Here is a 26905-nt window from a genome sequence, read left to right on the forward strand (position 1 = left end):
CTTAACTATAGGCCAGAATTTCTAGTTTGTCAGTTTTATGAATGCACACAATACTTAACGGTGAAATCAGAGACGGAAGGAGTCTTTATCATGAAATACGCAATTATTCTTGCATTTCCTCTAGCAGCACTCGCATTAACATCCGAGCAGGTACAAACTGAAAAAGTATTTACTGATGCGGGATACCCCTACAAAAACTTAATTATGAAGGCCGAAAAAGTGGAGCTTGTTTATTCAGAAGAGCAAAACAAAACGACCTGTCGAGTTAAGGTCTATAGCGGTGATGTACTTCATGAAGGGGAGCCTATGGAGATATCGGCTAAAACGTTTTCAACCGATCCCGTTAAGGGCTGCCTTGCCCGGCAAAATGCCAAACACATTTTAAGTTTGCTTTAATATAAGCTAACCCGAAATCAGAATAACAACTTGTGCGCTAGCAGTTGTTATTCTTCGGTTAGCTTCAGTTAAGCAACCTGATTGATAAGCTGCTGCCGCTTGAACCAAAAAGGCGCATCACACCAACGTTTTTCCTTATTATAAAACTGCTGCTTTAGCGCTAAGTACTGATCAAACTGCCGTGCTAAGTCTTGTTGATATATCTTGCTGCTATGCATAAATGCTTGAGATGTTTTGGTATTGCCGATAATGGCTGCCGCTTGGCATCCCGATGTCATGGCAAACCCTAATCCCATAGAAGAAATAGGGTCAAACGCACAAGCTGCATCCCCCACAGGTAAATAATTTTTGAGATGAGCAAAACGGTTAAAATGACTCCCGGCAGGTCGGATCCATAGGTTTTCGTCGACCATCTTTGCCCCCTCAACCCGCCGTGACATATATTTACTGCTACCTAAGTGCGCTTGCCACTGTGCCAAACGATTTAAGCGCTGCTTTGAGAGCAATTCAAAATCACTGAAATACGTTACAACTAACATATCGTTAGAAAGTGCCGCACTGTACCACCAGCCAAATTCGTCACTTTCAATTAGTTGCAGTTGCTCAAGCGCCCCTCGCTTTACTTTAAAGAAGGCACCAACCCCTGTTAGTCTGTCATATTGCTGAACAGCCGCTCCTAGAGATTTGCCAATCAGCGAATTACGCCCAGACGCATCCACAAGATACTCGCAAACAATGGTAAACTGACCATAGTCAGGATGACTCACGACCACTGAATAACGGCCGTCTTGTAACTGAGTAATTGCTTTGCTTTTAGTGCGCGGGAATACCGTACCACCACGCTGGATCGTGCTTTCGAGCAAGGTTAGATCGAATATCTCACGATTAATTTGATAGGTTGCTCTATCTGGTGCAAAAATCGCGTGACGATTAGCGGATTGCTCACTTCCCCAAAACGCACTATTACCTTGAGTTGGAGTAAAACAGTGCGGACCGAAATCCGCTCTGTCTATCTGCAAATAGTCCAATACCGAAAACACACTTGCAGATACACTTTCGCCAATTCTTAATTTTTGTAAATCAGACTGCTCGATTAAAATGACTGATAGGTCTGTGTGATTGAGCAAGTTTAATGCGGTGCTAGCCCCAGCAGGGCCAGCACCAATTACTAGCACATCACATTCGTGAGTACCATTCATACCCATTACCGTCTTGTTCGAGTACCGCTGCGAGGCACTTTTTTCGCAGCTCGTTTTTGCGTAATTGGCTTCGCCATTTTTTCTTCAAGCCCTTTTAGTATTGCTTTGGCCTTAGAGCACCCGCAAGACAGGTGATCTTTAAGGTCATCAGGAATGTAAAACACCGGAATATCAGTTCCGTCGTCTTGGCAATTCCCGGTAATATCGGAAACAGGCACATCCTTATACGCAAACAATTGGTGATTACGTTCGATTTCCGTAAAATACGGGAAATTCGGTTCATCACTATTTTGATTGCGGATAAAACCAAGTGCCGACCAATGCTCAACCATTTGCACAAAACTATTAATACCCCGTGCATAGTTGACTTGCTGGCCAGCTGGAAGGTGAGTAAGTGATTGATCATCAAATTGATTCGTCAATACATCCCAAGGGCTTTGCGGTGGCCACCAGTAACTGTAGTAAGTTGGGGCAGCAGGCACCATTTGCGGATCGTCTTCCGTGCCGACATTCACTTTATTCACCGTTGGCTCGGTAAAGTTCACATTTTGAATGGTACAATTGAAAAAGTCAGCTTGCCACGGGCATGCCATGCGCTTGGTTAAATCTCCAGGCTGACAACCACCACCTTCGCACTCATCACGCTCAGCATCCAAGCCACTTGGAAAGCCATTACCCATACTTTGATCTTTGATGATATAGGGCGCCGCGTACACCGCTGGATTTTGTAAACTCCACGTTACCTCAATCCCTGGGCACATAGGTAAGCCAACGCAATTACCCACGCTACCTTGATCCGCATAAAATACGCCAAACTCATCGACAGCGCTCTGTGGTGCTGAAGGTTTAGCACTTGAAAAGTTACCTGCAGCCCACTGACTCAGTAAGAAGTATTGAGTCTGCGTTAACGTTAAAAACTTATCGACAATATTGTCTTCGGCGTTGCTCACCGAGTTACTGCCAGAGTTCATTGGCATCAGTGGTAAATTACCCTCAATACCATACTCGAAGAGTTGCTGATTGGTTTGATCGTTTGGCGGAGTTTGCTGCACTGTGGCTGGGTCAACTGGCTGTCTAAAATACTTAAAGTAAGCCTGACGATTCGCTTTGTTATCTTCAGAGCTGTCTTTAAAATCAAAAATATTGGAAACAAATGCCGACATAGATTGGACATTTGATACCCACTGATACCGACTGATACGCTGGATAATCGGCTCAATATCTTGGTAATAATTTGCCTGATAAGAAGACTGATACTCACCATTGCTGTAAAGCTCAGGACATAAGTTTTGTTCACGTACCGCAACGTCAAACATAGTATCACTGAGGTTGGAGATATTGACGATTTCCGGTGCAAAGTCCGGAGAGCCAACAATTACCCAAGCTGAGAGTTGCAAGGTTTTACCATCGTCAAACGTAACCGTGCAATACACAGTCCCATCCGCAATATCATCATGCCACGTGTCCGCGCCACCGTAAGATTCAAGAGGCTGGTTACCACCCGCATTCCCTTTACCGCCAAGTACCACTAAGCGGCCTTCGTTATCGGTTAAAATATCTCCGAGCGACTTTATTTCAGTGCCTTGGCACGGTTTGGGAGGGAAACTAACCGGATATCCTGCAGGGGCACTTGCGGCGTCAAATTCAGCTTTTGCATTTGCGCCAGATATCGTTCTTGGACCTGGGTCAATAATTAGGCTTCGACGATCCGTTGCATCTGCATTACGCCAAGGCGTGTTGCGATTGCTATAACTATTATCTTGACCATAGAGTAAGTTGCCTTGTAATTCATTAAACTCATACCATGCCGCCTTTTTATTCGCGACGTGTACGGTCCAACTAATGGATTTCACGTTATCGCTCGATAACGTTAGTTCATTGTTATTTTCGTCAATGATTTTAAAGGGTTGGCCCTGTCTGCGGATCCGGCCTTCTGCATCTTTAAACTGACTGACAGGGCTGTCTATCTGATTGCCCCATTCATCGGATTCAAACGGTAAACCACCTATTTTGTCTGGTGCTAAATAAAACTGACCATCGCTATTACCGAGTCTTGCGACACCGACAGAGGGGTGAAGTGAATAGTTCATATTTATATCCTTTAGATATAGTAACCACGGCACAAAACAACACACTTGTTAACAAAACATACTCAAGTGTGCGCTAACTTTCGCTTAATGAGTCCCAGCTAAGTAGAGTAACTGTAGCACCAGCAATAAAATGTGCATATTTCACTTCATTACAGAACATACGACACGAACAAAATAATCAACAACCATATGATATTAATTGAAAAATATTTTTATCTTTTTTAAACCATGTAAGAGCCTAACACTCAAAGAACAAATCAGGTGATTAGAAAATTTATTCGTTACAAACAAAAATTAATTGAAACATTTATTTCACAAACTATAATCCTTGTCCCTCAGTTGAGTAAAAACGTTATTTTTTGCTTTTAGTTTTCAAGGAGTAGATATGAAAATAAAGCCTCTCACATTTGCACTAGGACTTGCATTAAGCAGCACAGTTCAAGCATTCACCCAATTTGGTGGACAAGGGATCATGCCCATGGGACATGAATGGTTAACCCGCACCGCAGCACTTGAAGTGCTGGATGCCGAACACATTATCGAACCAGATCCCAACGACCCCAGACACGCTTGGCGCTATGGTCTGGCAAAGAACATCGCGCTACATACCGCACAAGATGAAATTACTCGACTCCAGTCCCAGTTAAACAACAACCCGCTCTATGAACCAAGATACGACAGTGTGAACTCCGCCATCGTTGGTGAGCGCTGGGTTGATATTGCTGGATTTAACGTCACCAACGCCAGTACCGATCCTACCGGCCCAAACTGCTTTAGCGCAGTCTCGCAAGAGCCGGCTGACATTCAGCTAGATCACTTTATGCGCCGCTATGATGATATTGCAGGCCAAGGTGGTGTAGATGCAGCTTATCGCGCGCAAAGACGCTTTGTTCAACATTTTATTGATGCGGCTATGGCTGAGGAAAAGCGCCTCAAGGTATGGGATGGTGGTGGCCACGCCGCCCTTGCGGAAGTAGATCATAATTACTTTTTGTTTGGCCGTGCTGTTCACCTATTTCAAGACTCATTTAGTCCAGAACATACGGTAAGGCTCCCAAAAGATAACTACGAAAAGGTTTGGCAAGTAAAAGCTTACCTTTGTTCTGAAGGTGCCGAGCAGCATTCGCACGATACCAAAGATGTGCTCAACTTCGCCAGTGGCGATGTAATTTGGCGAGCGAATACACGCTTAGAATCTGGTTGGCAGTCTTATCGTATTAGTAGCATGAAACCGGTTGCGATTGTCGCGCTGGAGGCCAGTAAAGATCTCTGGGCTGCGTTTATTCGCACAATGGCAATACCAAAAGCACAAAGACGTAGCGTAGCCGAGCAAGAAGCACAGCGACTAGTACAAAACTGGTTGTCGTTTGACGAGGCAGCTATGCTGGCTTGGTATGAGGACGAAAGTAAACGTGACCATACTTATGTACTGGCCCCTAATGAGTCGGGAAAAGGGAAGTCGCTTGAAGCCTGTATGGCAGAGCTAAATGTAGGTACAACTAGCCAAGCCGAGCGTGTTGCACAGCTAGATGCAGAGCGAAACCAATGTCTTTTTAATATCGAAGCCGAACCTGGTTTTGAAGATCTTAACGACCCACACTTAGATATACCCTACAACTGGCGTTGGAAATCTCTAACCTGGCAAACGCCACCAAGCGGCTGGACATATCCGCAGTTAAGTGGTGATTCGGGCACACAAATCACGATAAAGTCGCCAGTAAATAATCAGTATTTAGCGGCACAGACCCTGAATAATGACACCCGAATTACCTTTAGCCCAAATGAGCCTCTCGATTTAATTCAGGTAACCAATGCTGAGGGTCTGCACTATTTTAGAGCCACTCAAGCCCCTTCACTGTTTTTAAGTTACAGCAGCAAAAGCGCAGGTTATCTCAAGCTCGTAGACTCCCCTAAACAAGCACTCTACTCGTTGATATATCAAGGTGGTGTTTGGAATATCAAAAATCAATTTTGGCAGCAATATATTTGGTTTAACCAAGCACAAAACCAACCTGAGTTAAATCGCCATGGCGAGCCGGACCAGTTATCCGCTAAGTGGATGATTGAAGGCATATAACGTAACACAACCCCCAACCAACAGGCCCTATCATTTAGGGCCTTTTCCTAAATAGACTCACTCAGCGTGCCTGATACAAAGTACTATTAACTTTTCTTGCGCAGCCAAAAGAGGCTTCCTTCAACGCTTAACCAGGCTTTTTTACCACCACAATCTATATAACTTAAGACTTCTTCTTTTGAGCCCAATGTGTAGCCATATATCTCTTTTTGTTTGGTCTTTTCTTGACCTGTAAGCATCTTGATAAAGTGCTTATTGTACCCTTTGATTGTCGCTTTTAGCTCATTCAAAGCTTTGCTCTCGCCATCCTGCGCAAAACGCATCAACGCCTCTGCGGATAGCATAAAAATACTCTCTTCTTCATATTCATCAAGGCAAGCTTGTAGTTTATCCCACTGCTTTAAGATGACTAAACCATTTACATACAGGTATCGACAGGCCTGATTATCGTTTGGATTAAGTCGAAGCAACACTTCTAGCTCATCAACCGCCTCTTGTACTTTGTCTGCCCAAAAGTAAATCCACGCTTTATGGTAACGAATAAACATATACGGTCTGGTTTCGTGGATAAGCCAAAAATTGCCTTGATTTTCTTCAATATAATCAGGCGTAATAAAGTCTTGTTCTTCATTATGAATAAACTGTTCAAGTAAAGGGATTGAATCAATGTGAGTCAATTTGAGCAAGTTTTCAATCAGTGCGTTTCTTATTTCTTCTTGTTCTTCATCAAAATCTTCGTCAAATTCAAACGCTCCGAACTCGTTGTCTAACTCAGGATCCCAAATCAACGTATCCCCTAACTCCATAATCGCGCCTGCCAAATAACGCTTTACGTCATGAGCCTCTCGCTCAAAAGGCACCATAGGCTCAGCGTGTGAAAACGCCGCCTTTGCTGCTTCTAAGTTAGTAAATCCGGTGAGCTGTTGTTGTAATTCACTTACTGCACCTTTCTGCTCTAGTGACAAGTTCTCAAAAGATACTTTATCCAAAGCTTTGAGCAGACCAAGACAAAAGCTCGGTAACGGAGCCCCCTTTGCTAATGATGCAGCAAAGTCTTGCTTAGAGAGCGCACACTCTTTTGGCAACTTATAAGTTTTTCCATCCAAGCTTGAAACGCACTGCTCATGCAAATCCATTAAGGCCTCTAACTGAGCACGGTAAATAACCGTGTAATCACCAAAGAGTTCAGGCAACCACTCGTGTATTTCAGCAATATCATTAATGGCAACTTTGCCTATCAAATAGCCTTCAACAAAATAATAATCCGGTTGATGCTGAGTATCTTGAGAAAAGGCATTAACTGCTTTGCGTAACGCACTTGGAGTCATATTGAATATTCCTTTAATAATTGGGTAGGTAGGAGCCGCTTTATGCGGGGTTCTCTACATAAAACATCGCGGAATAAATCCCCTCATACCATACTAGATCCCACTGGTAAAAACCACTTCACGCAGGTGGGGGCGCTTTACGCGGCGATCTCTACATAAAATATCGCGGAATAAATCCGCCCCCACTACACTAGCTCCGCACTGGTAGGAGCCGCTTTACACGGCGATCTCAACAGAAAACATCACGGAATAAATCCGCTCCCACCACACTAGACTCCCACTGGTAGGAGCCGCTTTACGCGGCGATCTCTTGCACCCCATTCCAGAGAATCAACCCCTCACACAACCTTTCGACGCTCCCAACCCCAACAAAGCACTAAAGCAACCACACCACTTGCATAGGTAACATACAAAGGCACTGAGGTGTCGGCATCTTCAGCATACATAAACACACTCGACATCACCCAAGCTGCACCTGCACCAATCAATAACCACACCGCCGCAGAATACAGCTTATACACCGGCGCACTTATATAACCCGACAGCACCACACAAGCCGCTGCTACACCGCCTATCACCGGCTTCTTCCACCAGCCCGCATATTCCGCCAACATCCCAGCCAAGGTTGCTGACACGACAAAAGTCATGATGACGATTATGATAGACAGTAAAAATTTAAGGGCTTGGTTCATCGGGCTATCCTTTATGCTAAAAGTGCTGATTAAAAAGAAGCTTACTCAAAAAGTAACCAGCCGTCACTTTACCATTTTTGGGTTTCACTCTTAGGCTAATATCTTGAAAAACTTCGACAAGTAATATTTTACCATGGCTATACTACTTCAATAATCACCTGCAATTTAAGCTTAACAAGGTTATAGTCAATACAAAGGAAATCAAAAATCAAACAGAAATGTCTGAACAAGGCCACTGGTTAACCAGTAAACAAACCCAAAAGTTACTAAAGATCAGTGGCTGCGAGCTGATGCATCGCCGTGAGCGCGGGCAATTAAAATACCAAAAGCGCGGACGCGCCTATTACTATTATTTTGAACATGTCGACCCAGCTAAACTTTCTTGAATATAAAAAGCTTGTTAAAGCAATTAAGGTTGGCAAGCAACTACCAAACGCCGTATACGTGCACCACTCGGCGATATGCTCTGCACTTCCTGAGGAGTTGCAAAATCTCCTTGAGCAACAAATTAACACCCATCACCTGTCTGCGCCATGGAACGTACTAAAACTGCTCAAACGTGACTTTAAAATCACCTTGCTCCACTACCCTGATTTTGATGATTACGCTTACCCAGCGCTAAAGCACAGCATTACTATTGATATTCTTGAAAGTACAGCTAAACAGGCAGATTATTCGAAATCTGACAATCCACCCATTTTGCATCGTAAAGAAGCTTTTGTGTTGCCTGACTATCCAAAATTTGCTGAATTTGAATCTATCACCAAAGAAGGTGAAGCTATTGGCCTTTATCAAAACACCAAAACGATAGGCTTTAAAAAGCAGTGGAACGCATTAATCAAACGCAAAGGATATCAGCTAGATGAATACGGCCGGCTGCACCCATCTGAACAATTAGCCCAGCAAAATGCCGAGCAGAGCGCAGAGCAGACACAAGCAGTTCAACGACATTTGACTGCAATAAACCGTGACAGGCTCTCAGCACCATTTCAAAAACTTGCCAAGTTTGGCTACCTTAACGGTGAATATTCAATTCAAGACTACGGCTGCGGCCTAGGGGATGACCATCGCGAGCTCGAAGCCAGCGGTCTTAACACTAATGCTTGGGACCCTGTGCACAAACCCAGTGGCAAAAAAGTACAAAGCGATATAGTAAATCTAGGCTTTGTGCTTAATGTAATTGAAGACTATGACGAGCGTGTAGATACGTTACGCCAAGCATATGAGTTATGTGACAAACTAATTGTAGTTTCTGTTATGCTCACTCATTCCGCCGTTACAGAGCAATTCAAACCCTATAAAGACGGTGTGATCACCAAACGGAATACGTTTCAAAAGTATTACAGCCAAGCACAGATCAGAGAATTTATAGAGCACACCCTAAATGTAAAAACTGTACCGTTTGGACAAGGGATCATTGCTGTATTTAAATGCCCAGAATTACTTGAGTTACACCATATTGAACTACAGTTTCAAGCTCACGAGTGGCAGCATATTACAAAGCGTCCAACCACCAAACAATTACCTACTCGTGTAAAGCAAAGCTTATTGGAAAAACACCCAGCATTATTTGAGCAATTTTGGCAACATTGTTTGCACTTTGGTAGAGTACCCGCCAATGACGAATTTGAACAAAGTGACGCAGTACGGGCCATCATCGCGAGCCACAACAAAGCTTTTGAGTTGGTACGCGACCATTTTGACTACCAAGATTTTAAAAACGCACAGCTAAAACGCAAACAAGACTTATTGGTATACTTTGCCCTCAGCCTATTTGGTAAACGCCAAGCGAAAAGCCATTTGCCCAACCGCCTGCTAAGAGACATAAAAAGCCACTTTACCAGCTTTAATCAAGCCATTGACGAGGCAAGACAATTACTATTCTCAATTTCAGATCCAGTCAACATAGGTGAAGCTTGCCATCACACCTATTCATCGTTGCAATTAGGCGAGTTTAATCACAGCCACAGTTATATTCTGCCGAGAACCTATCTTAATCAGCTACCAGCAGTCTTGCGAGTCTATATTGGTTGTGCCGCCCAGCTATACGGCGATTTAGACGACATTGACTTAATTAAAATTCATATGCGCTCTAGCAAAGTCACTCTACTTAAATACGACGACTACAACAAAAAACTCCCGCTACTCACCGAGCGCATAAAAGTAAAACTGGCCGAGCAAAACATTGACTACTTTTACTATGGCAACGAATACCCACTGCAACCGCTGTACAACAAAATCGACTTTCTTGAAAACGGCTCCAAGGCACACCGAGCACAACAGCGCTTCGATAAGAAGCTTGCCAATATGCTTAAAGGCATACCAAAAGCAGAATGGCCCAATTGGAACATTCTGCTAAAGGTGTTTGAGTTTTGGGGGGTGGAATTGAAAAAAAGCCGATTTCTAAAATTGTGAGTGTTTCCACTTAATTTAACTGTTTAACCAATGTGTCAAAGCTCTGATTCTAAGCTCTTTAAGTACCTTCGAATAGACTCCTCCTTATCACCTGAAACACTTTTAAATTTAGCTTTAAGTGGATGAGCGAGGACTTTTCTAACTTCATTTATTTCAATTATCCATGAAGTTGCTTTATCTTTGCCACCCTCTAATGAAACTTTTTCCATTATAGAAGAAAACAGCAACCAATTTTTCTTTATGATATCTCTCATTGAAACCAGGTCTAAATAAGCTTCGGGGGGCATTGTTTCATGACCCTTCTCTTCCTCTCTTCTAACAACGCAATTACTTCTAATGTTTTGAGGCACCATGTCAGACCACCAGCTGTCCCCCCCTTCTTTCTTTAAAGTATCGATCAAATGTTCGAAAAGGGTGACTTCTATTCTTTCAATGACATCCCATAACTTCTCGAGTTTTTTATTTTGATTAGGTCTACCTAACACCACTAGATTCCATGGGGAAACTTTAGACAAATGTTGATAATGTTTAAAAGCTGACACGCCTTCATGATAAACAGATTTAACCACTGCATTAATCCCATCTGTAGCATTCATGTCACTATAGGTAGCGCTGGAAATTATGTTCCACCCAGGATGTTCACTTATAAATAAAGAGGCGAAAAGCTCATGTAAATCAGCCTCAATCTTTAGTCTTGTTTTTTTACTTGAGGTATCATAAGAGTCGCAGTCCTTACTTGTGATATCACAAGCAACTACAAGATAAGGGGGTTCTATTTTTTGAACTTTCGAAAGCTCATAAGCCCTTGATTTTAAGGTGCTACTCTTTAAAGGACCAAAGTGTGAACCTAACCTCCGGAGAATTCCTTCTGAGTCAAAGCTCTCTCCAATATATATAAGTGAGTGCTTATAGCAAAAAATAACATATACCCAGGACCTCTGCTGACCAAGGTTAATGCTCTCAGCAGAAAGACCCGTTACTTTCATTAAAGGTGAAAACATTCAACTAACCCTACTCGTCAGAAAAACTACCGTTTTGAATTTTAGCTAAATCAGCTGTAAGCGTTTCGGACAAATCTTCAGATATCGCACTAGCCTTTTTACGAAACCTTTCAAATACTCTCTCAATCACTGAGCTTGATATATCATCATATGGTGTTGAACGCAGCTCTAGTTCGGCTCGGCTCATTATTGCAAACATTTGATATAGTACCAGAGACAAATGTGGGTTATCATCCATCCCCTTAATCGCTTCAGAAATCCATGAATTATGAGTATTTACAAGAACTTCTGCTTTCTTAAGTTCTGTCGCAGGATACGGTAACCACATAGGGTTACCTCTAAGTCCTTCCACCAGTATTATTGAGTTATTTTCTTCGGCTTCTTTTTTTATTTTATCAGCATTAAATGCTGCATCCGTGATGTCTTTTTCTGTATCCCTACTAATTTTTGCTTGCAACTCTCCTCTCTTTTGCATGTCACTTTGAGTTTCGACATTACTACCTGGTGTATAGTCTAAATTAGAAATTGGAGCTTTCGAAATACTATCATTAGCAAATTTTTCTTTTTGTTCCCCTTTAGACTTTTTGTACTTTTCACCAGCAGCTTTCCAGGCGTTTACCGATTTTGTATGAAAACTTCCGATTATATGTTTCAAATTATTCCGTGCAGTAGCAGGAAGCCTCATGTGCCTTTTTTTAACGTCCAAATGAAGAATATCATCTGCACTCTCATCAAAAACGAGTCGCCCTCTAAAAGCCCAGGCAGAAGTTTCAGCAGACACTATTCCTCTAAATCTCTCTGCCATCACAATAATCCTATTATTGCGATATATATAAAAGCCATGCCTATCTTTTCGTGTGTAAGGGTCTTTTTCAATTTGATAGCTTGCCCTAACTTCATCTCTACGACCTTCTTCCTCAAATGAGGGAGGATGAATCAAATGCGTAGCCATTATTTTACATGAGACTTTTTCATCCAGATTTAATACCTGTTCATTTAACAGTAAATGAGGGGTTTTACCATTCCATTCGTTCGGGTTAATCAAAGATGAATTTGCCTGTGCCTCATCTTCAAATAGGGGATCAATTGGTTCCAAAGGCTGACTATTTACAGCTAATTTTACATCTTTTTGTTCTATTATTAGATGGTATACGTTCGAACAGTATCGGCTAAAATAGTCTATGAAAGTTGAAAACGATGGCTGTGTATCATTTAGCTGGTCCACTATTAAAATAGTACCGCTCTTATCCGTAATTGAATACTTTTCCCAAACGGTCAGTTGCTGTTCATCGGCTGGACCTATTTCTATCTGATATTTACCAGACTGAATAACGTCTTCAATTGATAGCCTGGCAACAATAACTTCACCACCTTGGGATGTTAGTATTGTTATCCTATCCCCTAATGATAACCCTGCCGATTTTAAACCTAAACCAAACTTACCTAGTGAACCTGTTGGATAATCTCGATGACTACCAAGTGTAAACGCATTGAGCAAAGCTCTTTCATCCATGCCAATGCCATCATCCGAAATAACATAACCTGCACTGCCAGAGTATACGTCGTATTCTTCTAACACATTATCAGTTAAGTAAATATTTATTGTTTCACTCGAAGCATCAATAGAGTTATCTATCAAATCACATAAAGCCACTTCTGGATCATAACCAATACTGGCGACGGCACTAAGTAACTTTCCTGCTTGTGCCGGGATTTCTTTCTTGTCCATTGGCTCTCCTTATTTAAACTACAAACTACAAATTATACACGCCTGATCATCGGCATCGTCTTCTTCCATATTCTCCAACACTCGTTGCCACTTCTGCTTATCCGGTGTTTTGTCGGAGAATATTAGCCCTTTTTCTTTTTCTTTCTTTTCTGCTAACTCAACAACTTCATCTAAAGTCATTCCTTGAACCCAGGTATAGCCATTCCCTGACTTCCGCTCTATTTCTTTTGCCTTTTCAAAAAGTTCGGGGTGGTAACGTTTTAGACCCAACCATTCATCACGACGTTGAAAGAAACAAAAATAACAACCAGAACGTGAACGCCATTCATAATATTTTGGTATACCTACAGAGTCTTCTAATATTTGGTAAATATCAGCACGCTCTAGATCATCATCCTTAAATGGAAAAACCGCTTTTATATTTGGTTTTGTACTCACATAACCATCACGATGTTCATCAGCACGAATACCAATGTAACTTATAACCTCATCATTTCCAACAAAGTTCTCAAATGGCTTTAACTTCATATTAACCGTACACCACCTTTGTCGTGGCGATGGTAAAAAGTCATTATTTACTTTTAGCCAATGCTCAAATGGGCGTTCGCTACCGATACGTATGATTTCTTTACCTAAATATGATTCAAGAATACCTAAAAAATCATATACTTCACTCAATTCTGCACCAGTATCAGAAAAAAAGTACTCCATTTTCTCATGGAGTTCAGGGTAATTATCTCTAATATGTACAGCCAGTGCCGCGCTATCTTTGCCACCGGACAAACCGAGCACATGCCTAGAGCTAGTGTCTTGCATTGCTTGCTTTACTGTTAAGTGCTTAACCATAATGTCCCCTACTCAATTTCTTGCCTAAAAGTTGCCAGAAAACCGTCTACCAACTCAGCATATAGGGCTAGTTTAGTTTCTTTTTCCCAGCCTTCGAGTTCAGCCTCAATCTGCTTAATCATTGGTGCAATTGCTTCACGCTTGGATTTATCAATAGCAACGGTTTGCTCTCGAGGGCTCACTCCCTTTTTAAGGGATTTCAACAAAACAACTTCAAAGTCACCGTCAATATGTTGCTGTGCGTCACGGCTTTCAAGTCTTAATTTCTCTAGTTCCGCAATTCTTTTAATGTAATCACTTAGCTTAAACTCAGCTTTACTTCTATCTGCGTCATTCCATTCTTTCGGTGGTTTGCTTGCTAAAAATGTTAGGATGCCCTCAAGCCAAGCTTCATCCGTTAACGAGTCTGCAGTTAACCTGCGAATAAAGGCCTTTAAACCATCAACATCGACAGAATACTCTTCTAGTCCAGCGTAATGAGCAAGCTGGTGTCTTAACTTGCCTGCCGCCATATTTTTATCTAATCCAAATGCCGCACAAATTAGCTCTTGCTCATGCTTCAGTACTTCTGAATAATGGTACTTAAGTTCAGTTAGCACTTCTCGTAAATCTTTCGAGAATTGCGTCAACACACTCTTATCATCAGTGTCTAACTGTTTTGATTCAAATCCCAGTGCATTTGGTAGCAACTCAAATAGCAATTTTTGTGGAGACTTTGCATGCTCAAAAGCCCTAGCTAACTTCTGTGCCCGCTCACTGAGTTCATTTGCCCGTGTTTTTTTTGTGTAATTCGGCAACCCATTGATGAATTTTGCTAAAGGTTTTGCGATATTGAGTATTGTCTTTTCTGCTTCCGAGTCATCAAAAAGCGCTTCTTTGTACCCGTCAAAAATACTGGCTCTTAACCCTTCAATTTTAAAGCTTTCTACTTTAAAAAACTTGGGGGCTTTTACGAGCCTTTCTATGCTCTCATATTTAAGTTCTGGTATGTATGCACCATCTTCAAAAATAGCTAGTTCATGCTGCTTCACTAACAAAGCATGTACATACAAAATAGGTAAAACGCCTTGTTTTATTCCGTATGGCGGGGCCATAAGAATACCATCAAGTTCCAGCAAAGTCTTTTGATTACCATGCTGCGCACTATCTAAAAATCCTTCAATGCAATTCCATGCAGGTAACAAGTCAGAGCCTTTTTTAGGCTTAGACAATTTCCATTCACCATCAACTTTTACGTGAAGCCCATGCTGCTTTAAAATCGATAAATACATGGACTTTTCTGGTGGGAACTTTTCAATCCCCAACCCTTCACTAGAACAGTTTTCCAGCATTCTTTGAAGCAGTTTATTTCTTCCTGCATTCGCTTGGCTAGATGGCTTTTCTTTATTAATTAACTCGTTGTGAAAAGACGGTGCTTTTTTATAAATGGAGTATAAAGCGCTCGATAACATTTCTTGTAAACGTCGCCTCGAGTCTACAAGTTGCTTTTCACTATTAAAATACCACTCACAATCCTCTGGTGAAATCTCTATCGATTTGACCAATTTCGTCGCTGTTGTTTCCGCTGCGTTTAGCCTGTCGTAGAACTCTCTTTTCGCAACAGGGTCTTCGCTGAGAACTTGACTCATTTCTTCTAGCTTGCGGAGCGAGATGACCTCAGCGAATGCATCTTTTAATTGTGTTGAGTTTTTACAAAGGACTACAACTTCATTCTTCGCAAAATCATGTAACACTTTCTTGTGAAATAGCTCAATATCATCTTGACCAAACGCTAGGTACAGTACAATTCTCGGTTCAGCAGCAGCCTGTTTAGCTTCCCTCTTGAATTTTTCTGCATCAGTAAACTTAGGAACAAAGAAACGTAGCGCACCGTTCTCTACAGTATATTTCCTTGCAACAATCGGTCGTAAAATCTGTGCTTTATTAAGCTCTTCAGAGAGTGAAAAGTTTCCCAATAAGCTTTGCTGTTTTGCTAATTCCTCTTCCAAGTCAAAATCACTTCCTTGCCATACTCGATATTCATTATTGAAAGCTCTGAAAGTGATAATAGATTTTTGCACAAGTTCAGCAATACTCTCTTTAAACCCCTCTGCTGCCAATGTTTCAAGTAGTGGCGCTTGAGCCTTAAAGTTACCCTTTGCATTAATAATGTTAAAAAGACCAATGGACTTTAATAACCGAGTGGCAGCAAAATCACTATCACCAAACCTTTCAAGTGCTGTCACAACTTCTGCCCACCTGCGATGTGTAAGGTGATCGGTTACAACTGAAGACTGATTAGTCACAAAGTAATCAAAAACCACATCAGGCAGAATGAAGTCTCCGAAGTCTAACTCCTTCAACGTGCTACAGAAACCATACTCCTCTGAACTACCAAGGAAGTTAAAGAGTGTGCGTTCATTCTGTGCTAGCTTTTGACACAAAAACGGTAAAATTAGCGCTGTTATAGGGTGAAGGGGGTAACAATTTTTAAATAAGTCGATAGCTTCAGATTTACCCAACACAGACGGTAAAGCATCGTTCTCGTGTAAAATCTCTACAAATTGCTCTATCTTTTGTGCAATCGGTAGAAATGTTTTCTCGTCTATTTGATTAACTATAGCTTTAGAAACAACTTTTAGGGTTTGTTCTGTACTTTCAAGAAATGGAACTTCTTCAAACCTACCCTGAATTTTGGCCCATTCATTTTTTAAAGCCTCCCCTAACCCTTTAGCGTACTGCTCAAAAGATTGGTGTAACAACACAAACATGAGAAGATTACATTCATGACCTTCACACGCTTTCTCTGCCAATTGCTGCAATAGGTAAATATCATTAGCACCATAATGCCGTGCTTCATATTCTAAGAATTTACCAAGCTCATCGATAACCAGCAGAATGCCGCGAGCTTTGCTTGTTTTACTCCTTTTGATCGTATTTTGGAGCTGAGTAAACAACTGAACAACATCTGAAGCTGTAACTTCTTTTGTGTTCGCCTCTTCAATATCTGAGAGTACTTTGGGTGCTTTTCCTTTTTGATGGGCAAAGTACTCTTGAGCCCCTTGCTCCAAACCTCTCAAAACTCTTTTGCATAAAGGTTCAGGCGACCCCGAAATTAGCACTCTAATATAGCCCGAAGAGTCAGCTGTATGAGACTTTATATGCTCAGCTTGAGGAATATTATTACTCTCTAACACTTTAAACGCGTTTTGCGTGGTTTGTAGCTCAGGATTACCCAATAGGTGAGACAAAAAGACACTGAAAGAAGACTTTCCAGAGCCATAAGGTCCTACAAGTGACCAAGCTCTCGGGTGATTATTTTCGTTAAAACTCTCAATAACCCTCTCAAACATTCGTTTGGCACGAGAAGTTGGTATATATGATGAAATAGTCAAGCCACTAGCATGATCACGCTCAAGGTTGACTGATCGTGTGTAATGACTGTTAATTTTTATTTTTTCTTGCATATTCATCATTGGCTATTCGCTTTGCCGTAATAATCTTCCAAAAATAATAAGGGTTCTACAGTGTCTGCCACTTGATATACCTGATGGATACCCGCAGATTCACTCACCTCATATAATCCTGACTTAATTGAAGTAACTTCTTCAATTAAAGCAATTGTTTGGTTTTCCGATAATCTAAAAATAGAACCTAGAGCTGGCCAATTGTTACTACTGTATATCAATTCCTCGACAGGAATCGAAACAGCTTGTCTTTCCTTAAATATCTGTGCCATGGCAAAACCTACGATATGTGCAGGTAAAGTGCTTTTGGCAGACGTAACTGACTGATATTCTTTATTTGCTAAAGTGTCTATTAGACCTAATTGCCCCAAAGGAGAATCTAAAGCTTCATCCCAGTTTATTGATTTTCCTGTTGCATCAGACGAATACATTCTGGTCAGCACTGCTATATCATTTTTAACAGTAGCGCTAGAAACACTGCTTGAGAGTGTTTCCTTGATGAAATCGGATAAAGCCGTCCGCAACTCTTCTTGTGTAAACTTATTTTTATGGTAGCAATTAAAAAACCAAAAGAACGTCGTCGCTAAAGCACTATTAGAAGCTATGAGCCAATGCAATAACCATAGGCTTCCTTCATCTTCTAAATATGGATCCCAACCTTCCTTTTCTTGGGTGCCAATTAACTCAAAACCGAGCTTTGTCGGTTTTAAGTGATTTGCGGATGATTCAAGCAGCTGCGTAGCCTGCAACCAATATTTAATTGAACCAACCATATTTTTGCCAACACCTAACTCAACAAGAGCTATATCCGATTTAAAAATATCTTCTTTAAAATCAGTTTTAGCTATATGAGCTAAGTGCTTCCAAAAGCCTTTGGTCAACCAACCATACCTTAGAAAAAATGTTTCGTGACGACCGAATGCCGACTTTTTATTGTCCAGTTTCATGCGAAATGTTGGATCCTTGAGCTGTCTCTGATACAGCTATAAATTGAGACATATAAATGGTAGCAATGTTACCACTGATTATAGCGCTATAAAACAAAAAATCACTGTATAAATACACAGCCATCAATTTCGGATGGATCTAGTTGAAGATTTAATGGTGGACTATCACCAAAATCACTAGCGGTTTACAACTTTTCCACATTCACCTACATTGAAAATGTAGCTTGGGTCTCAACAGGAAAGTGGCATGCACTTCAAAAAGAAAATAACAAACGAGCGTTCTTACAATACCGGTGGCAGTGAGGCGAGTAGCCTTGAGAGCGACCGTGGGCGTATTATCAACAGTGCTGCGCTTAGACGGCTGCAACAAAAAACCCAGGTGTTTCCGCTTGAGCGTAATGCCGCGGTGCGGTCGCGCTTAACGCACTCGCTGGAGGTGCAACAAAACGGTCGTTACATTGCTAAAAAAATTGTTGATGCGCTGATGCAGCAAGGTAAGCAAGATTTGCTGCAATATGGAGATAAAAACGGCCAGCAGGTGGATTTGTCTGAGTGTTTGATTACTCTGTCTGAAATGGCCTGTTTGATGCACGATATTGGTAACCCTGCATTTGGTCACTTCGGCGAGGCCGCTATCAATGATTGGTTTAAGCGCTATTTAAGTCAGCATCAACAGTTTGCAACAAGTGCTCGGGCGGCGCTTAGGTATGGCTCAAAGGAGAGCAAAGCGTTTGATCTGGCGGTATTAAATCAAGAAATGGAGTTACTGCTCGATATTTGTAGTTTTGAGGGTAACGCCCAAGCCATTCGTGTTATTCATACACTTTCTCGGCTTAACCTTACCTATTCACAATGCGCCACTGTGATGAAATATACCCGCTGCGCGACCACGCCTAAATCAACCGTAGCCATTGATAAGTCTTATCTGCAAAAGAAAGCAGGATACTATTTTAGTGAAAGTGGTTTTGTCAGTGAGCTGTGCGACAAATTGCAGATCCAAGTGGGTAATCGCCACCCGGTGACTTATATCATGGAAGCGGCTGACGATATTGCTTATTGCCTTGCTGATATGGAAGACGCTGTAGAAAAAGGCATTATTAGCGTAGATGAGTTAACAGGCTGTTTAATAGAGGAATATCAAAATATCGCCGCTGGATTTGGGATCACCGACGACAAGCTGTTAGAGCTTATGAGTAAAAAGCTGCACTACGCCAATGACAAAGCCAGCAAGCATATGGCGAATTTTGATAACGAGTTTTTTATTTGGCTCCGCGTGGGGTTGTTGCACCCGCTTGCTGAACATGCCAAAACACGTTTTATCGACAATATTGATGCAATCTACGAAGGGAGTTTTAACGCTTCGTTACTGGAGGATAATAGTCACCTTCATGCCATTGTAAAGTCGTTGAAAACGGTTGCGGCCAACGAGGTATTTTCGAATAAAGAAGTCGAGCAGTTGGAGCTTCAAGGTTATAAGATCACTAGCAGCATATTGAATGAATATCAGCGAGTGCTTGATTTACACGCCGACGAGTTTAACGCAGCATTAAATGGCGACCATGACTTTGCGATAGAGTCGCGATTGATTAATCGAATTTCCAAAAAGTATGTTGCGGTATACCGCGAGACGGTTGCGAAGCTTAGTGAGACTGAGCGAGCCGAGGCGATTTTTGAGTTTTATTTTCGCTGCCGTCTTATTCAGGATTTTATTAGCGGTATGACTGATCAGTTTGCGTATGATACCTATCGTGCCTTGACCGCGTTGGATTGAGGTTAATGGTTGAGTCTTGTTGAAAAGATCGCCGCGTGAAGCGGCTCCTACACATGGTAGTAAGCGGATTTATTCTGCTAAAACAGATGTCTGTCGCGGCGTAAAGCCGCTGCTACGAGTGAGGTAAAAAAGGTAGAGAAATGATCGCCGCGTGAGGCAGCTCCTACACAAAGTAGCAAGCGGATTTATTCTGTTAAAACAGGTGACTGTCGCCGCGTAAAGCTGCTGCTACGAGTGAGATAAAAGGTAGATAAATGATCGCTGCGTCCTACGCAGGAGGCAATAAAGAAGGAGGTGCAAATTGCACTTCCTTTGAGTTTTGTAATCTAGTAATGCTTTACGTGAGTATTAAAACGTCACGTTTACACCAAACCAAATATTGCGGGCTTTGTCTTTTACGTTGTAGTCGTCGCTAAATACGACTTCGCTTACCACACCACGGCCGCTTAGGTATTCGTATTTGCCATCGCCGTTTAAGTCATTGTAATCTGTGCTATAAGACGTAAAGTCTTCATCCAATAAGTTATTGATCCGCGCAAATACAGTGACATTGTCGTTAAAGGTGTATTTAGCACCTAAGTGCAGTAGGTTGTAGTTTTTGTAGTACATGGCTTTGTCTAGGTTGTTGTCCCAGCCACGGTAGCGATCGGAGCGCATTTCAGCATTTAGCGTTAGTGAAAGCTCGTCTGTTACTTGCCAGTTTACAGTGGCATTTGCCATGTGCTCAGCGGTATTGGTTAGTGGTTGACCTTCTTGAGGGCCGCTCTTTTGCTCGCTGTCTGTCCAGGTGTAATTCGCGTAAAGTGAAACTGCATCCGTGAACTGGTAGCGGCCTGCAAGCTCAATGCCTTGGATCTCAACTTTGTCGATATTGATTTTTTGGCTATAAGTATCGTAGCCAAGCTCATCGTATACGCCCAAATTCACGCATGGTTTTGCACCATTGGTTGCAGAGCAACTCTTGATGGTGTCACCACGGGCGATTTTATCGTCAAACTCCGTTGAGAAGTAAGTGATATTAAAATTGTGGTTCTCTGTTGGGTGTGTCCAATACAATGCAACTTCGTTGTTTACGCTGGTTTCTGGTTCAAGATCGGGGTTACCTGCAAACGGTGACGTACCTTGACCACCAAAGCCGGTTATACCATTGTATAAGTCAGTCGTTTGTGGCGTTTTATAACCTGTACTGATCCCGCCTTTTACTGTCCAATCGTCAGACAGCTCGTATACACCGTATAGACGCGGAGAAAGTTGGCTACCAAATACATCGTGGTTATCGTGACGGACACCCACTGTAACTGTTAGCGGATCGCTTAAGTGCCAGTTATCTTCTACAAATAGCGAGTACATTTGGTGTTCCTGAACGCCTTGATCAACGCCCGACTCCATACCAAATACGCCATCTTGTAATTCACCGTCAACCCACTGGCCGCCCACAACAAACACGTGATCGCCAAGTAAATCGTCAACAGGAATATCCACTCGCGCGTCTAACGTATATTGGTTGCTGTTCAGTGTACGCTTTGGACGTGGTAAGAATGTGCTTTCAGCAAGCGCTTTACGTTCTGCTTCTTCCATATCGGCATATTTACCACTGCCATCATACATGGCTTGTAGTAGTTTACGCTCAGCAACAGAAAGCGGCATAGTACGGCCATTGTTATCGGTATCAACAAACGCCAATGACACAAAGGTTTCAATATCACCAAAGGTACCTTGATGCGTTAGTGACCACCAGCTTCTATCAAATTCTTGATCCGCCGCATAACCTGCGCGTGGATTTACCACACCGCGACGGTCTTGCCAGATTGATTCGATGTTGTCTTTGGTACCAAGCGGATAGGTAATTTTGCCCGACTCAACGTCGTAGTTTGGTGTATTATCGTACTCTTGATTTGAGATATCGTAGTCAAAAGTAACAGTGTGGTTGTCGTTTGGCGTAAATACAAACGTCGCACCAAGTTGCGTATTAGTGTTATCAACCGTTCTACCACCACTACCAAAACCAAGTTCACGATGATGCTGCTCACCATTTGGATCGGTTGCAGGTGAAAACTCAGGGTTTGATGCTTGACGCTCATAAATGCTACCGCGAGCAGAAAAGTTGAGTAAACCTTTAACTAAAGGCCCATAGATACTGAAGTCAGTGGTAATGTCATCACCAAACTGGTCGTTTGTTTGTAGGCTTCGGCCAAAATCGATGCTGCCGGTCCATTCATCTACTGACTTTTTAGTAATAATGTTGATTACGCCGCCCATCGCATCTGCGCCGTAAAGTGTAGAGGCTGGCCCCCTAATGACTTCAATACGCTCAATGGCACTTTTAGGTGGAATATGGTTAAACGCGTTACCACCAAAGTTATTTGGGTAGATATCACCGTGATTGTTTTGACGCTTACCGTCAATAAGTAGCAGCGTATATTCGCCTGTTAAACCACGCATGCTCACGCTGCCTTGGCCGGTTTTATCTCGAGTTGTGCCAATGTCCACGCCTTCTTGGTACTTCACGGCATCAAGCAACGTAGTGTAAGACTGAGCTTGAATGTCTTCAGCGGTGATCACTGAAATACTCGCTGGTGCTTCTGGTATTTTTTGCTCAAAGCCAGTCGCAGTGACCACGATGCGCTCCATGTCTGGCTGCGCTTTTACTGCATCAGCAAAAGCAACTGGACTAAGGGCAGAAAGCACCAAAGCAGAAAGTACACCACGTTTAAAAGGCGTGTTTGTCATTGTTAATATCCCAAAATTTATTGCATTAAAGTAAATTTTGGCGCGTACTCTAAATGGAAACTGAACAAAAGTCAAAAATATTGATAATTAATCTCATTTGCATTTTTGATTTAGATCATATTTAAGGGACGTTGCAGGTTTTTTGATTTTTCTTGGTCCTATTCATGGAGAGATCGCCGCGTAAAGCAGCGGTCATTAGAGATAGAAGTGCGGGTAAACCCGCACCTACCAAATGCTCAGGCCCTTGGTGGGAGACGCTTTACGCGGCGATCATTAAAGACAAGATCGCGGAGTAAATCCGCTCCTACAACATACTCTACCCCTTAGTAGGAGCCGCTTTACGCGGCGATCAGTAAAGAAGAGGCCACCGCGTAAAACACTTCCTACATGCTAAACAGTAAACTCCCTTGCATTGTCGTTGAGGCGATGACTGGTTTGCTCTAACTGCTCAACAATGGCCATAAACTCATTCATCCGCTTAATCGCTTCTTTAGAGATATCACTCAGGCCATTGATATTGGTGTTAATGTCTTCTGTCACCGATAACTGCTCCTGTGAAGCGGTGGCAACACCTTGAGTCAAGTCTTTGATTTTGCTCACCGCTTCAAAGATGCTATCAAGCACTTCGGAAGATACCATCACCTGCTCTTCCGTCGCTTGCACTTGGTGCTGGCTTTGCTGAATGGCGGTATTCGCACTCCCCGCTTTGGTTTGCAGCTGGTTGATAATATCGCGAATTTCTTCGGTGGATTTTTGGGTTCTTTGTGCAAGGGTCCTTACTTCATCTGCAACAACAGCAAAACCGCGGCCTTGCTCTCCCGCCCTTGCCGCTTCGATGGCAGCATTTAATGCAAGCAGGTTAGTTTGCTCTGCAATAGCCTGGATCACGCTCACTACATTTGACACTTGATCACTTTGCTCAGTCAACTCAGAGATAATATTCGCGGTTTCGTCAAAGCGCACTGACAAATCACTAAATTGCTGGCTGGTTTGCGACATCACTTCCATCCCCCGCTGTGCTTCAAGTTCAACCTGATTGGCATAATCTGCTGTACTCACGGTACTGGACGTGACCTCATTGAGTGTTGCGGTCATTTCTTCCGCAGCCGTAGCGATGGTTTCAAGACGGGCGTTTTGTTCTTCGCTTATCTCCTTATTACTGCGAATAAAGTGCGCCACTTCTTTGGAAGATTGTGACATCGCGCCACCCGCTGAGCCGATATTCGTGACTGTATTTTTAAAGCTATTGAGCATACGGTTTACGATATTGGCCACCGCTTTAATCTCAGTTGCGCCGCTTTCGTCTACCGTTTTTCTAAGATCGTTTGAACTGCCTATCTCTTCAAAAGTTCTACCAAGTAACTCTATCGGTTTCACGATACGACGACGAACTAAATACACACCGAATAAACTAAAACATACGGTTATCACTAACATCACCATCGCCCACAAAACATAAGACTCTACAGCACTGTGAGCTTGCACAACATTTTGTTTGGTACGACTTTCAAGTTCCGTAAAAAACGATTCAACTGGTTTCATGATGTTGGCTTTATAGCGATGATAATCATCACTGTGAGTAAGCTTAACCGCTTTGTTCAAATCAGGCTCGCCTTGGATGGTGTAATTTCCTGAACTATCTTTAAACTTACCTTTTACGGCATTCATGGCTTCGACTTCTAATGCGACGAGGCCATCGGAATTGGCTTGTGCCTCACTTAAATAGTTGAGCTCCTTTTGGCTAAAGCCCGCCGCTTTCATGGCATCGAGTAATACTTCTCGCTGACCGTCTGGTTTAGGTTTCTCACCATAGTTAAGCACCAGATCCCAATAAATTTTATGGTAACCTTCAGGTCTTGGCTTTTCACCATTACGAATTGCTAATACATCCATATACATCTTTTCGTATTTATCGTTCCCAGTTACCGCATAGGTTCTTCCCAATCGCGTTAAATCATCGGAGCTTTGTCTTAATTCATCGGCCAGTTGATAGGCCTTATAACGGTTGTCCGCCATTTGTTCAAAATCAAGCAAAGCGTTGTACATGTTAACAACCAATAATGTAACGATGACGACAAAAACAATAATGCCACCAAAGATAGTGGTCATGAGGATACGGATAGAGTTTAACTTCATGATTCTAGCCTTTATTAAAGCGTTCACAATAAAGACTAGTGCAGAGGGTGAGATTCTTCTAGCATAGAATTAGGAACAAACGGAGTTGACATAATAACAGTGAAAACCAAATCAAAAGATCGCGGGGTGAACCCGCTCCTACCATATACTCAAACTCGTGGTAGGAGCCGCTTTATGCGGCGATCATTAGAAACAAGATCGCGGAGTAAATCCGCTCCTACCATATACTCAAACTCTTGGTGGGAGCCGCTTTATGCGGCGCTCATTAAAGACAAGATCGCGGAGTAAATCCGCTCCTACCATATACTCAAAATCGTGGTGGGAGCCGCTTTAGGCGGCGATTATTAGAAAAAAGATCGCGGGGTGAACCCGCTCCTACCACAATTAACACCGCTTAAATACTGGCAGGCATACCCATGCAACTTGCATAGTAGGTGGTCGTTGCTGGCCAATCAGAGAATACGCCAAGTACGCCAACTTCTTTGGCCAATACATCTAGCACTTTAAAGGTATCACCATCATTATCTATCATCGCCGCACCTGACAGACTGCCGTTGATGCTTTGATAGTACCAACCACCACCGCTGGCTAAGTGACCAGAGCGCTCTAGTGTCCAAGTGATGATCTCAAGCCCTGCTGCTTTTGCAGCTTTGGCATAAGGTGAAGGTACTATTTTCCCCCCTTCTTCGGTTAATAACATCCAAAGAGGCGGTGCGATAATGTTAACACCATCCGCTGCAAGCTCCTCCATTGTTGGCGACAATAGCTCCGGGTTATGCACGATTTGCTCTGCTGATACCATGGTTTCATTGTCTACTGCTTGCGCTTCGTATCTGTCGTCCAAATACACTGCCTGTGCACCAAACTCTGGATTTTCTTTTATCCAATAGACGATATCGTCACGATTAAATGACTGTGCCCAGACATTTTTTGGATCTACATTTGCAGCTTTGTATTCGTCGATCATTTTTTGTGCGTAGGCTTCTTGTGTAAAACCGTCAAAAGGCATAGCGACAGACGGAGTCTTCAGCTCTGGCGTCATTTTCACGCCTAAACTTTTAAATAACTCAATACTCTGGGCATGGGTCATTAAAGTACCACGGCTCGCATATAAATCGGTGCGCCAATTTGCCGTACCATCCATATATTCCTCTACAGTTGTCGCCATTGAGTTCGCGGCATCCATTTTACCTTTTAATGTCTTAAACTCAGCCAAAGTAATGTCGCTGGTACAACACTTAGCTTGGGCTGCAATTCCATTTTCAGGATCGCCTGGTACAAATGGTGTTGTACATTTTTGGCCTAAATCCGTTGCTAAAATATTTGTTGTTGTGTGTAAATCACATTGTGAGTGGCGACAAACCAGCTCTTTGTCTTTAGTAAAGGCAACGTCACACTCTAAAATCCCAGCACCCATTTTAGCGGCCGCAATATAAGATTCTTTGGTGTGTTCAGGAAACTGCATTGGCGCACCACGGTGTCCAATTGAAAAGTCTGTTTTATAAAAAGGTCCGTTAGCACACTGCTCAAGCTTGGTTTTGAGTGCACCTTCTTCCATATCTTGAATTAAGAAATCAGGACGTGTACCCACTTGCATGGCACTTGCGCTACCTGCAGGCACCTCCACAATTACCGGAACTTCAACGACTTTTACTTCAGTCTCCGTTGTGATCACCGGCTTTTCAACCTGTACAACCTCCACAGAGTCATCATCACATGCACTCAGTAATAATGTAGCTATGATCGCAGAACAAACGCTTATCTTATTCATTGTAATACCATTATTATTTTAAAGAAGGCTTACGCTAGACGCTTTGCATTACGATTACAGGAACAAATCATGATTTTTTGGTTACATCTTTTTAACTAAATATAACTCCCCTGACTGAATAATGGTTGTGTAACTTGAATATAAAGAAAAAGAGTCTGCACTTAACAGACTCTTAGATGCGATATAATTATCTAAGCGATTAATTAACCTGATGTAATGGTCTCCTCCCACACTCGGCATCGGTGTGCCATGATTGAATTGCAAACAATCAAAATGGGAGAAGACCAAATGCAGATTACAACAATCAGTATCGACATCGCAAAAAATATTT

17 protein-coding genes are annotated in these 26905 nt (G+C 42.4%); 4 read left to right on the forward strand and 13 right to left on the reverse strand.

Going from position 1 to position 26905, the window contains the following annotated elements; translation table 11 throughout:
- Positions 1-90 precede the first annotated feature (90 nt).
- Positions 91-396: a hypothetical protein gene (locus NH462_RS10840; RefSeq protein ID WP_253105682.1), complete on the forward strand. Its 306-nt coding sequence runs from the start codon at positions 91-93 to the stop codon at positions 394-396.
- 68 nt (positions 397-464) lie between these two features.
- On the opposite strand, the gene lodB is transcribed toward NH462_RS10840, so the two are convergent.
- On the reverse strand, positions 465-1595 hold the full coding sequence (gene lodB / locus NH462_RS10845) for a lysine-epsilon-oxidase maturase LodB (RefSeq protein WP_253105683.1): 1131 nt from the start codon (positions 1593-1595) through the stop codon (positions 465-467).
- Between the two features lie 5 nt (positions 1596-1600).
- The gene (gene lodA / locus NH462_RS10850) at positions 1601-3685 is read right to left on the reverse strand and encodes a CTQ-dependent lysine 6-oxidase LodA (protein ID WP_010375342.1); all 2085 of its coding nucleotides are present in this window, start codon (positions 3683-3685) and stop codon (positions 1601-1603) included.
- A gap of 385 nt (positions 3686-4070) precedes the next feature.
- Between lodA and NH462_RS10855 the strand changes: the two genes are divergently transcribed.
- On the forward strand, positions 4071-5762 hold the full coding sequence (locus NH462_RS10855) for a hemolysin D (RefSeq protein WP_253105684.1): 1692 nt from the start codon (positions 4071-4073) through the stop codon (positions 5760-5762).
- A gap of 86 nt (positions 5763-5848) precedes the next feature.
- Here the strand turns inward: NH462_RS10855 and NH462_RS10860 are convergent, their stop codons facing one another.
- Together NH462_RS10860 and NH462_RS10865 are read right to left on the reverse strand one after the other, a co-directional pair.
- Complete coding sequence (locus NH462_RS10860; RefSeq protein WP_253105685.1) at positions 5849-7090, reverse strand: hypothetical protein; 1242 nt, start codon at positions 7088-7090, stop codon at positions 5849-5851.
- Between the two features lie 338 nt (positions 7091-7428).
- Positions 7429-7782 carry a hypothetical protein gene (locus NH462_RS10865; protein ID WP_253105686.1) on the reverse strand — a complete coding sequence of 118 codons (354 nt, stop codon included), beginning with the start codon at positions 7780-7782 and terminating at the stop codon, positions 7429-7431.
- Positions 7783-8142: 360 nt separating this feature from the next.
- On the opposite strand from NH462_RS10865, the gene NH462_RS10870 reads away from it, so the two are divergent.
- Positions 8143-10197 carry a DNA phosphorothioation-associated putative methyltransferase gene (locus NH462_RS10870; RefSeq protein ID WP_253105687.1) on the forward strand — a complete coding sequence of 685 codons (2055 nt, stop codon included), beginning with the start codon at positions 8143-8145 and terminating at the stop codon, positions 10195-10197.
- A gap of 35 nt (positions 10198-10232) precedes the next feature.
- Here NH462_RS10870 and NH462_RS10875 read toward each other — a convergent pair whose 3' ends face one another.
- From NH462_RS10875 to NH462_RS10895, 5 genes are read right to left on the reverse strand one after another with little or no spacing between them, the layout of a single operon-like run.
- The gene (locus NH462_RS10875) at positions 10233-11198 is read right to left on the reverse strand and encodes a hypothetical protein (protein WP_253105688.1); all 966 of its coding nucleotides are present in this window, start codon (positions 11196-11198) and stop codon (positions 10233-10235) included.
- Positions 11199-11208: 10 nt separating this feature from the next.
- Positions 11209-12927: an ATP-binding protein gene (locus tag NH462_RS10880; protein ID WP_253105689.1), complete on the reverse strand. Its 1719-nt coding sequence runs from the start codon at positions 12925-12927 to the stop codon at positions 11209-11211.
- Positions 12928-12945: 18 nt separating this feature from the next.
- Positions 12946-13773 (reverse strand): phosphoadenosine phosphosulfate reductase family protein, encoded by an 828-nt coding sequence (locus NH462_RS10885; protein ID WP_253105690.1) that lies wholly within the window; start codon positions 13771-13773, stop codon positions 12946-12948.
- 8 nt (positions 13774-13781) lie between these two features.
- Positions 13782-17219, reverse strand: coding sequence for a hypothetical protein (locus tag NH462_RS10890; protein WP_253105691.1), 3438 nt, complete (start codon positions 17217-17219; stop codon positions 13782-13784).
- Between the two features lie 5 nt (positions 17220-17224).
- Positions 17225-18166 (reverse strand): DUF4007 family protein, encoded by a 942-nt coding sequence (locus NH462_RS10895; protein WP_253105692.1) that lies wholly within the window; start codon positions 18164-18166, stop codon positions 17225-17227.
- A gap of 247 nt (positions 18167-18413) precedes the next feature.
- Here NH462_RS10895 and dgt point away from each other — a divergent pair, with 247 nt between their 5' ends.
- Positions 18414-19937, forward strand: a complete 1524-nt coding sequence (dgt, locus tag NH462_RS10900; protein WP_253105693.1) for a dGTPase — start codon at positions 18414-18416, stop codon at positions 19935-19937.
- 348 nt (positions 19938-20285) lie between these two features.
- Here the strand turns inward: dgt and NH462_RS10905 are convergent, their stop codons facing one another.
- From NH462_RS10905 to NH462_RS10920, 4 genes are all read right to left on the reverse strand, one after another.
- Positions 20286-22667: a TonB-dependent receptor gene (locus NH462_RS10905; protein WP_253105694.1), complete on the reverse strand. Its 2382-nt coding sequence runs from the start codon at positions 22665-22667 to the stop codon at positions 20286-20288.
- A 390-nt stretch (positions 22668-23057) separates the two neighbouring features.
- Entirely contained in the window at positions 23058-24803 is a 1746-nt protein-coding gene (locus NH462_RS10910) for a methyl-accepting chemotaxis protein (RefSeq protein WP_010377936.1), read from the reverse strand.
- A 394-nt stretch (positions 24804-25197) separates the two neighbouring features.
- Positions 25198-26574, reverse strand: a complete 1377-nt coding sequence (locus tag NH462_RS10915; RefSeq protein ID WP_253105695.1) for a glycerophosphodiester phosphodiesterase family protein — start codon at positions 26572-26574, stop codon at positions 25198-25200.
- 81 nt (positions 26575-26655) lie between these two features.
- A partial coding sequence (locus tag NH462_RS10920) for a hypothetical protein (RefSeq protein WP_253105696.1) occupies positions 26656-26905 on the reverse strand: 250 nt, incomplete at its 5' end.

Origin of the sequence: Pseudoalteromonas sp. OANN1 (genome assembly GCF_024124685.1) — a bacterium.
GTDB lineage: Bacteria > Pseudomonadota > Gammaproteobacteria > Enterobacterales > Alteromonadaceae > Pseudoalteromonas > Pseudoalteromonas piscicida.

Bases quoted from the DNA above. Each gene is read 5' to 3' on its own strand.
- NH462_RS10875 (WP_253105688.1), bottom strand. From the start codon at position 11,198: ATGTTTTCACCTTTAATGAAAGTAACGGGTCTTTCTGCTGAGAGCATT.
- NH462_RS10910 (WP_010377936.1), bottom strand. From the start codon at position 24,803: ATGAAGTTAAACTCTATCCGTATCCTCATGACCACTATCTTTGGTGGC.
- NH462_RS10855 (WP_253105684.1), top strand. From the start codon at position 4,071: ATGAAAATAAAGCCTCTCACATTTGCACTAGGACTTGCATTAAGCAGC.
- NH462_RS10915 (WP_253105695.1), bottom strand. From the start codon at position 26,574: ATGAATAAGATAAGCGTTTGTTCTGCGATCATAGCTACATTATTACTG.
- NH462_RS10885 (WP_253105690.1), bottom strand. From the start codon at position 13,773: ATGGTTAAGCACTTAACAGTAAAGCAAGCAATGCAAGACACTAGCTCT.
- dgt (WP_253105693.1), top strand. From the start codon at position 18,414: ATGCACTTCAAAAAGAAAATAACAAACGAGCGTTCTTACAATACCGGT.
- lodA (WP_010375342.1), bottom strand. From the start codon at position 3,685: ATGAACTATTCACTTCACCCCTCTGTCGGTGTCGCAAGACTCGGTAAT.
- NH462_RS10880 (WP_253105689.1), bottom strand. From the start codon at position 12,927: ATGGACAAGAAAGAAATCCCGGCACAAGCAGGAAAGTTACTTAGTGCC.
- NH462_RS10840 (WP_253105682.1), top strand. From the start codon at position 91: ATGAAATACGCAATTATTCTTGCATTTCCTCTAGCAGCACTCGCATTA.
- NH462_RS10865 (WP_253105686.1), bottom strand. From the start codon at position 7,782: ATGAACCAAGCCCTTAAATTTTTACTGTCTATCATAATCGTCATCATG.
- NH462_RS10870 (WP_253105687.1), top strand. From the start codon at position 8,143: ATGTCGACCCAGCTAAACTTTCTTGAATATAAAAAGCTTGTTAAAGCA.
- NH462_RS10895 (WP_253105692.1), bottom strand. From the start codon at position 18,166: ATGAAACTGGACAATAAAAAGTCGGCATTCGGTCGTCACGAAACATTT.
- lodB (WP_253105683.1), bottom strand. From the start codon at position 1,595: ATGAATGGTACTCACGAATGTGATGTGCTAGTAATTGGTGCTGGCCCT.
- NH462_RS10905 (WP_253105694.1), bottom strand. From the start codon at position 22,667: ATGACAAACACGCCTTTTAAACGTGGTGTACTTTCTGCTTTGGTGCTT.
- NH462_RS10860 (WP_253105685.1), bottom strand. From the start codon at position 7,090: ATGACTCCAAGTGCGTTACGCAAAGCAGTTAATGCCTTTTCTCAAGAT.
- NH462_RS10890 (WP_253105691.1), bottom strand. From the start codon at position 17,219: ATGCAAGAAAAAATAAAAATTAACAGTCATTACACACGATCAGTCAAC.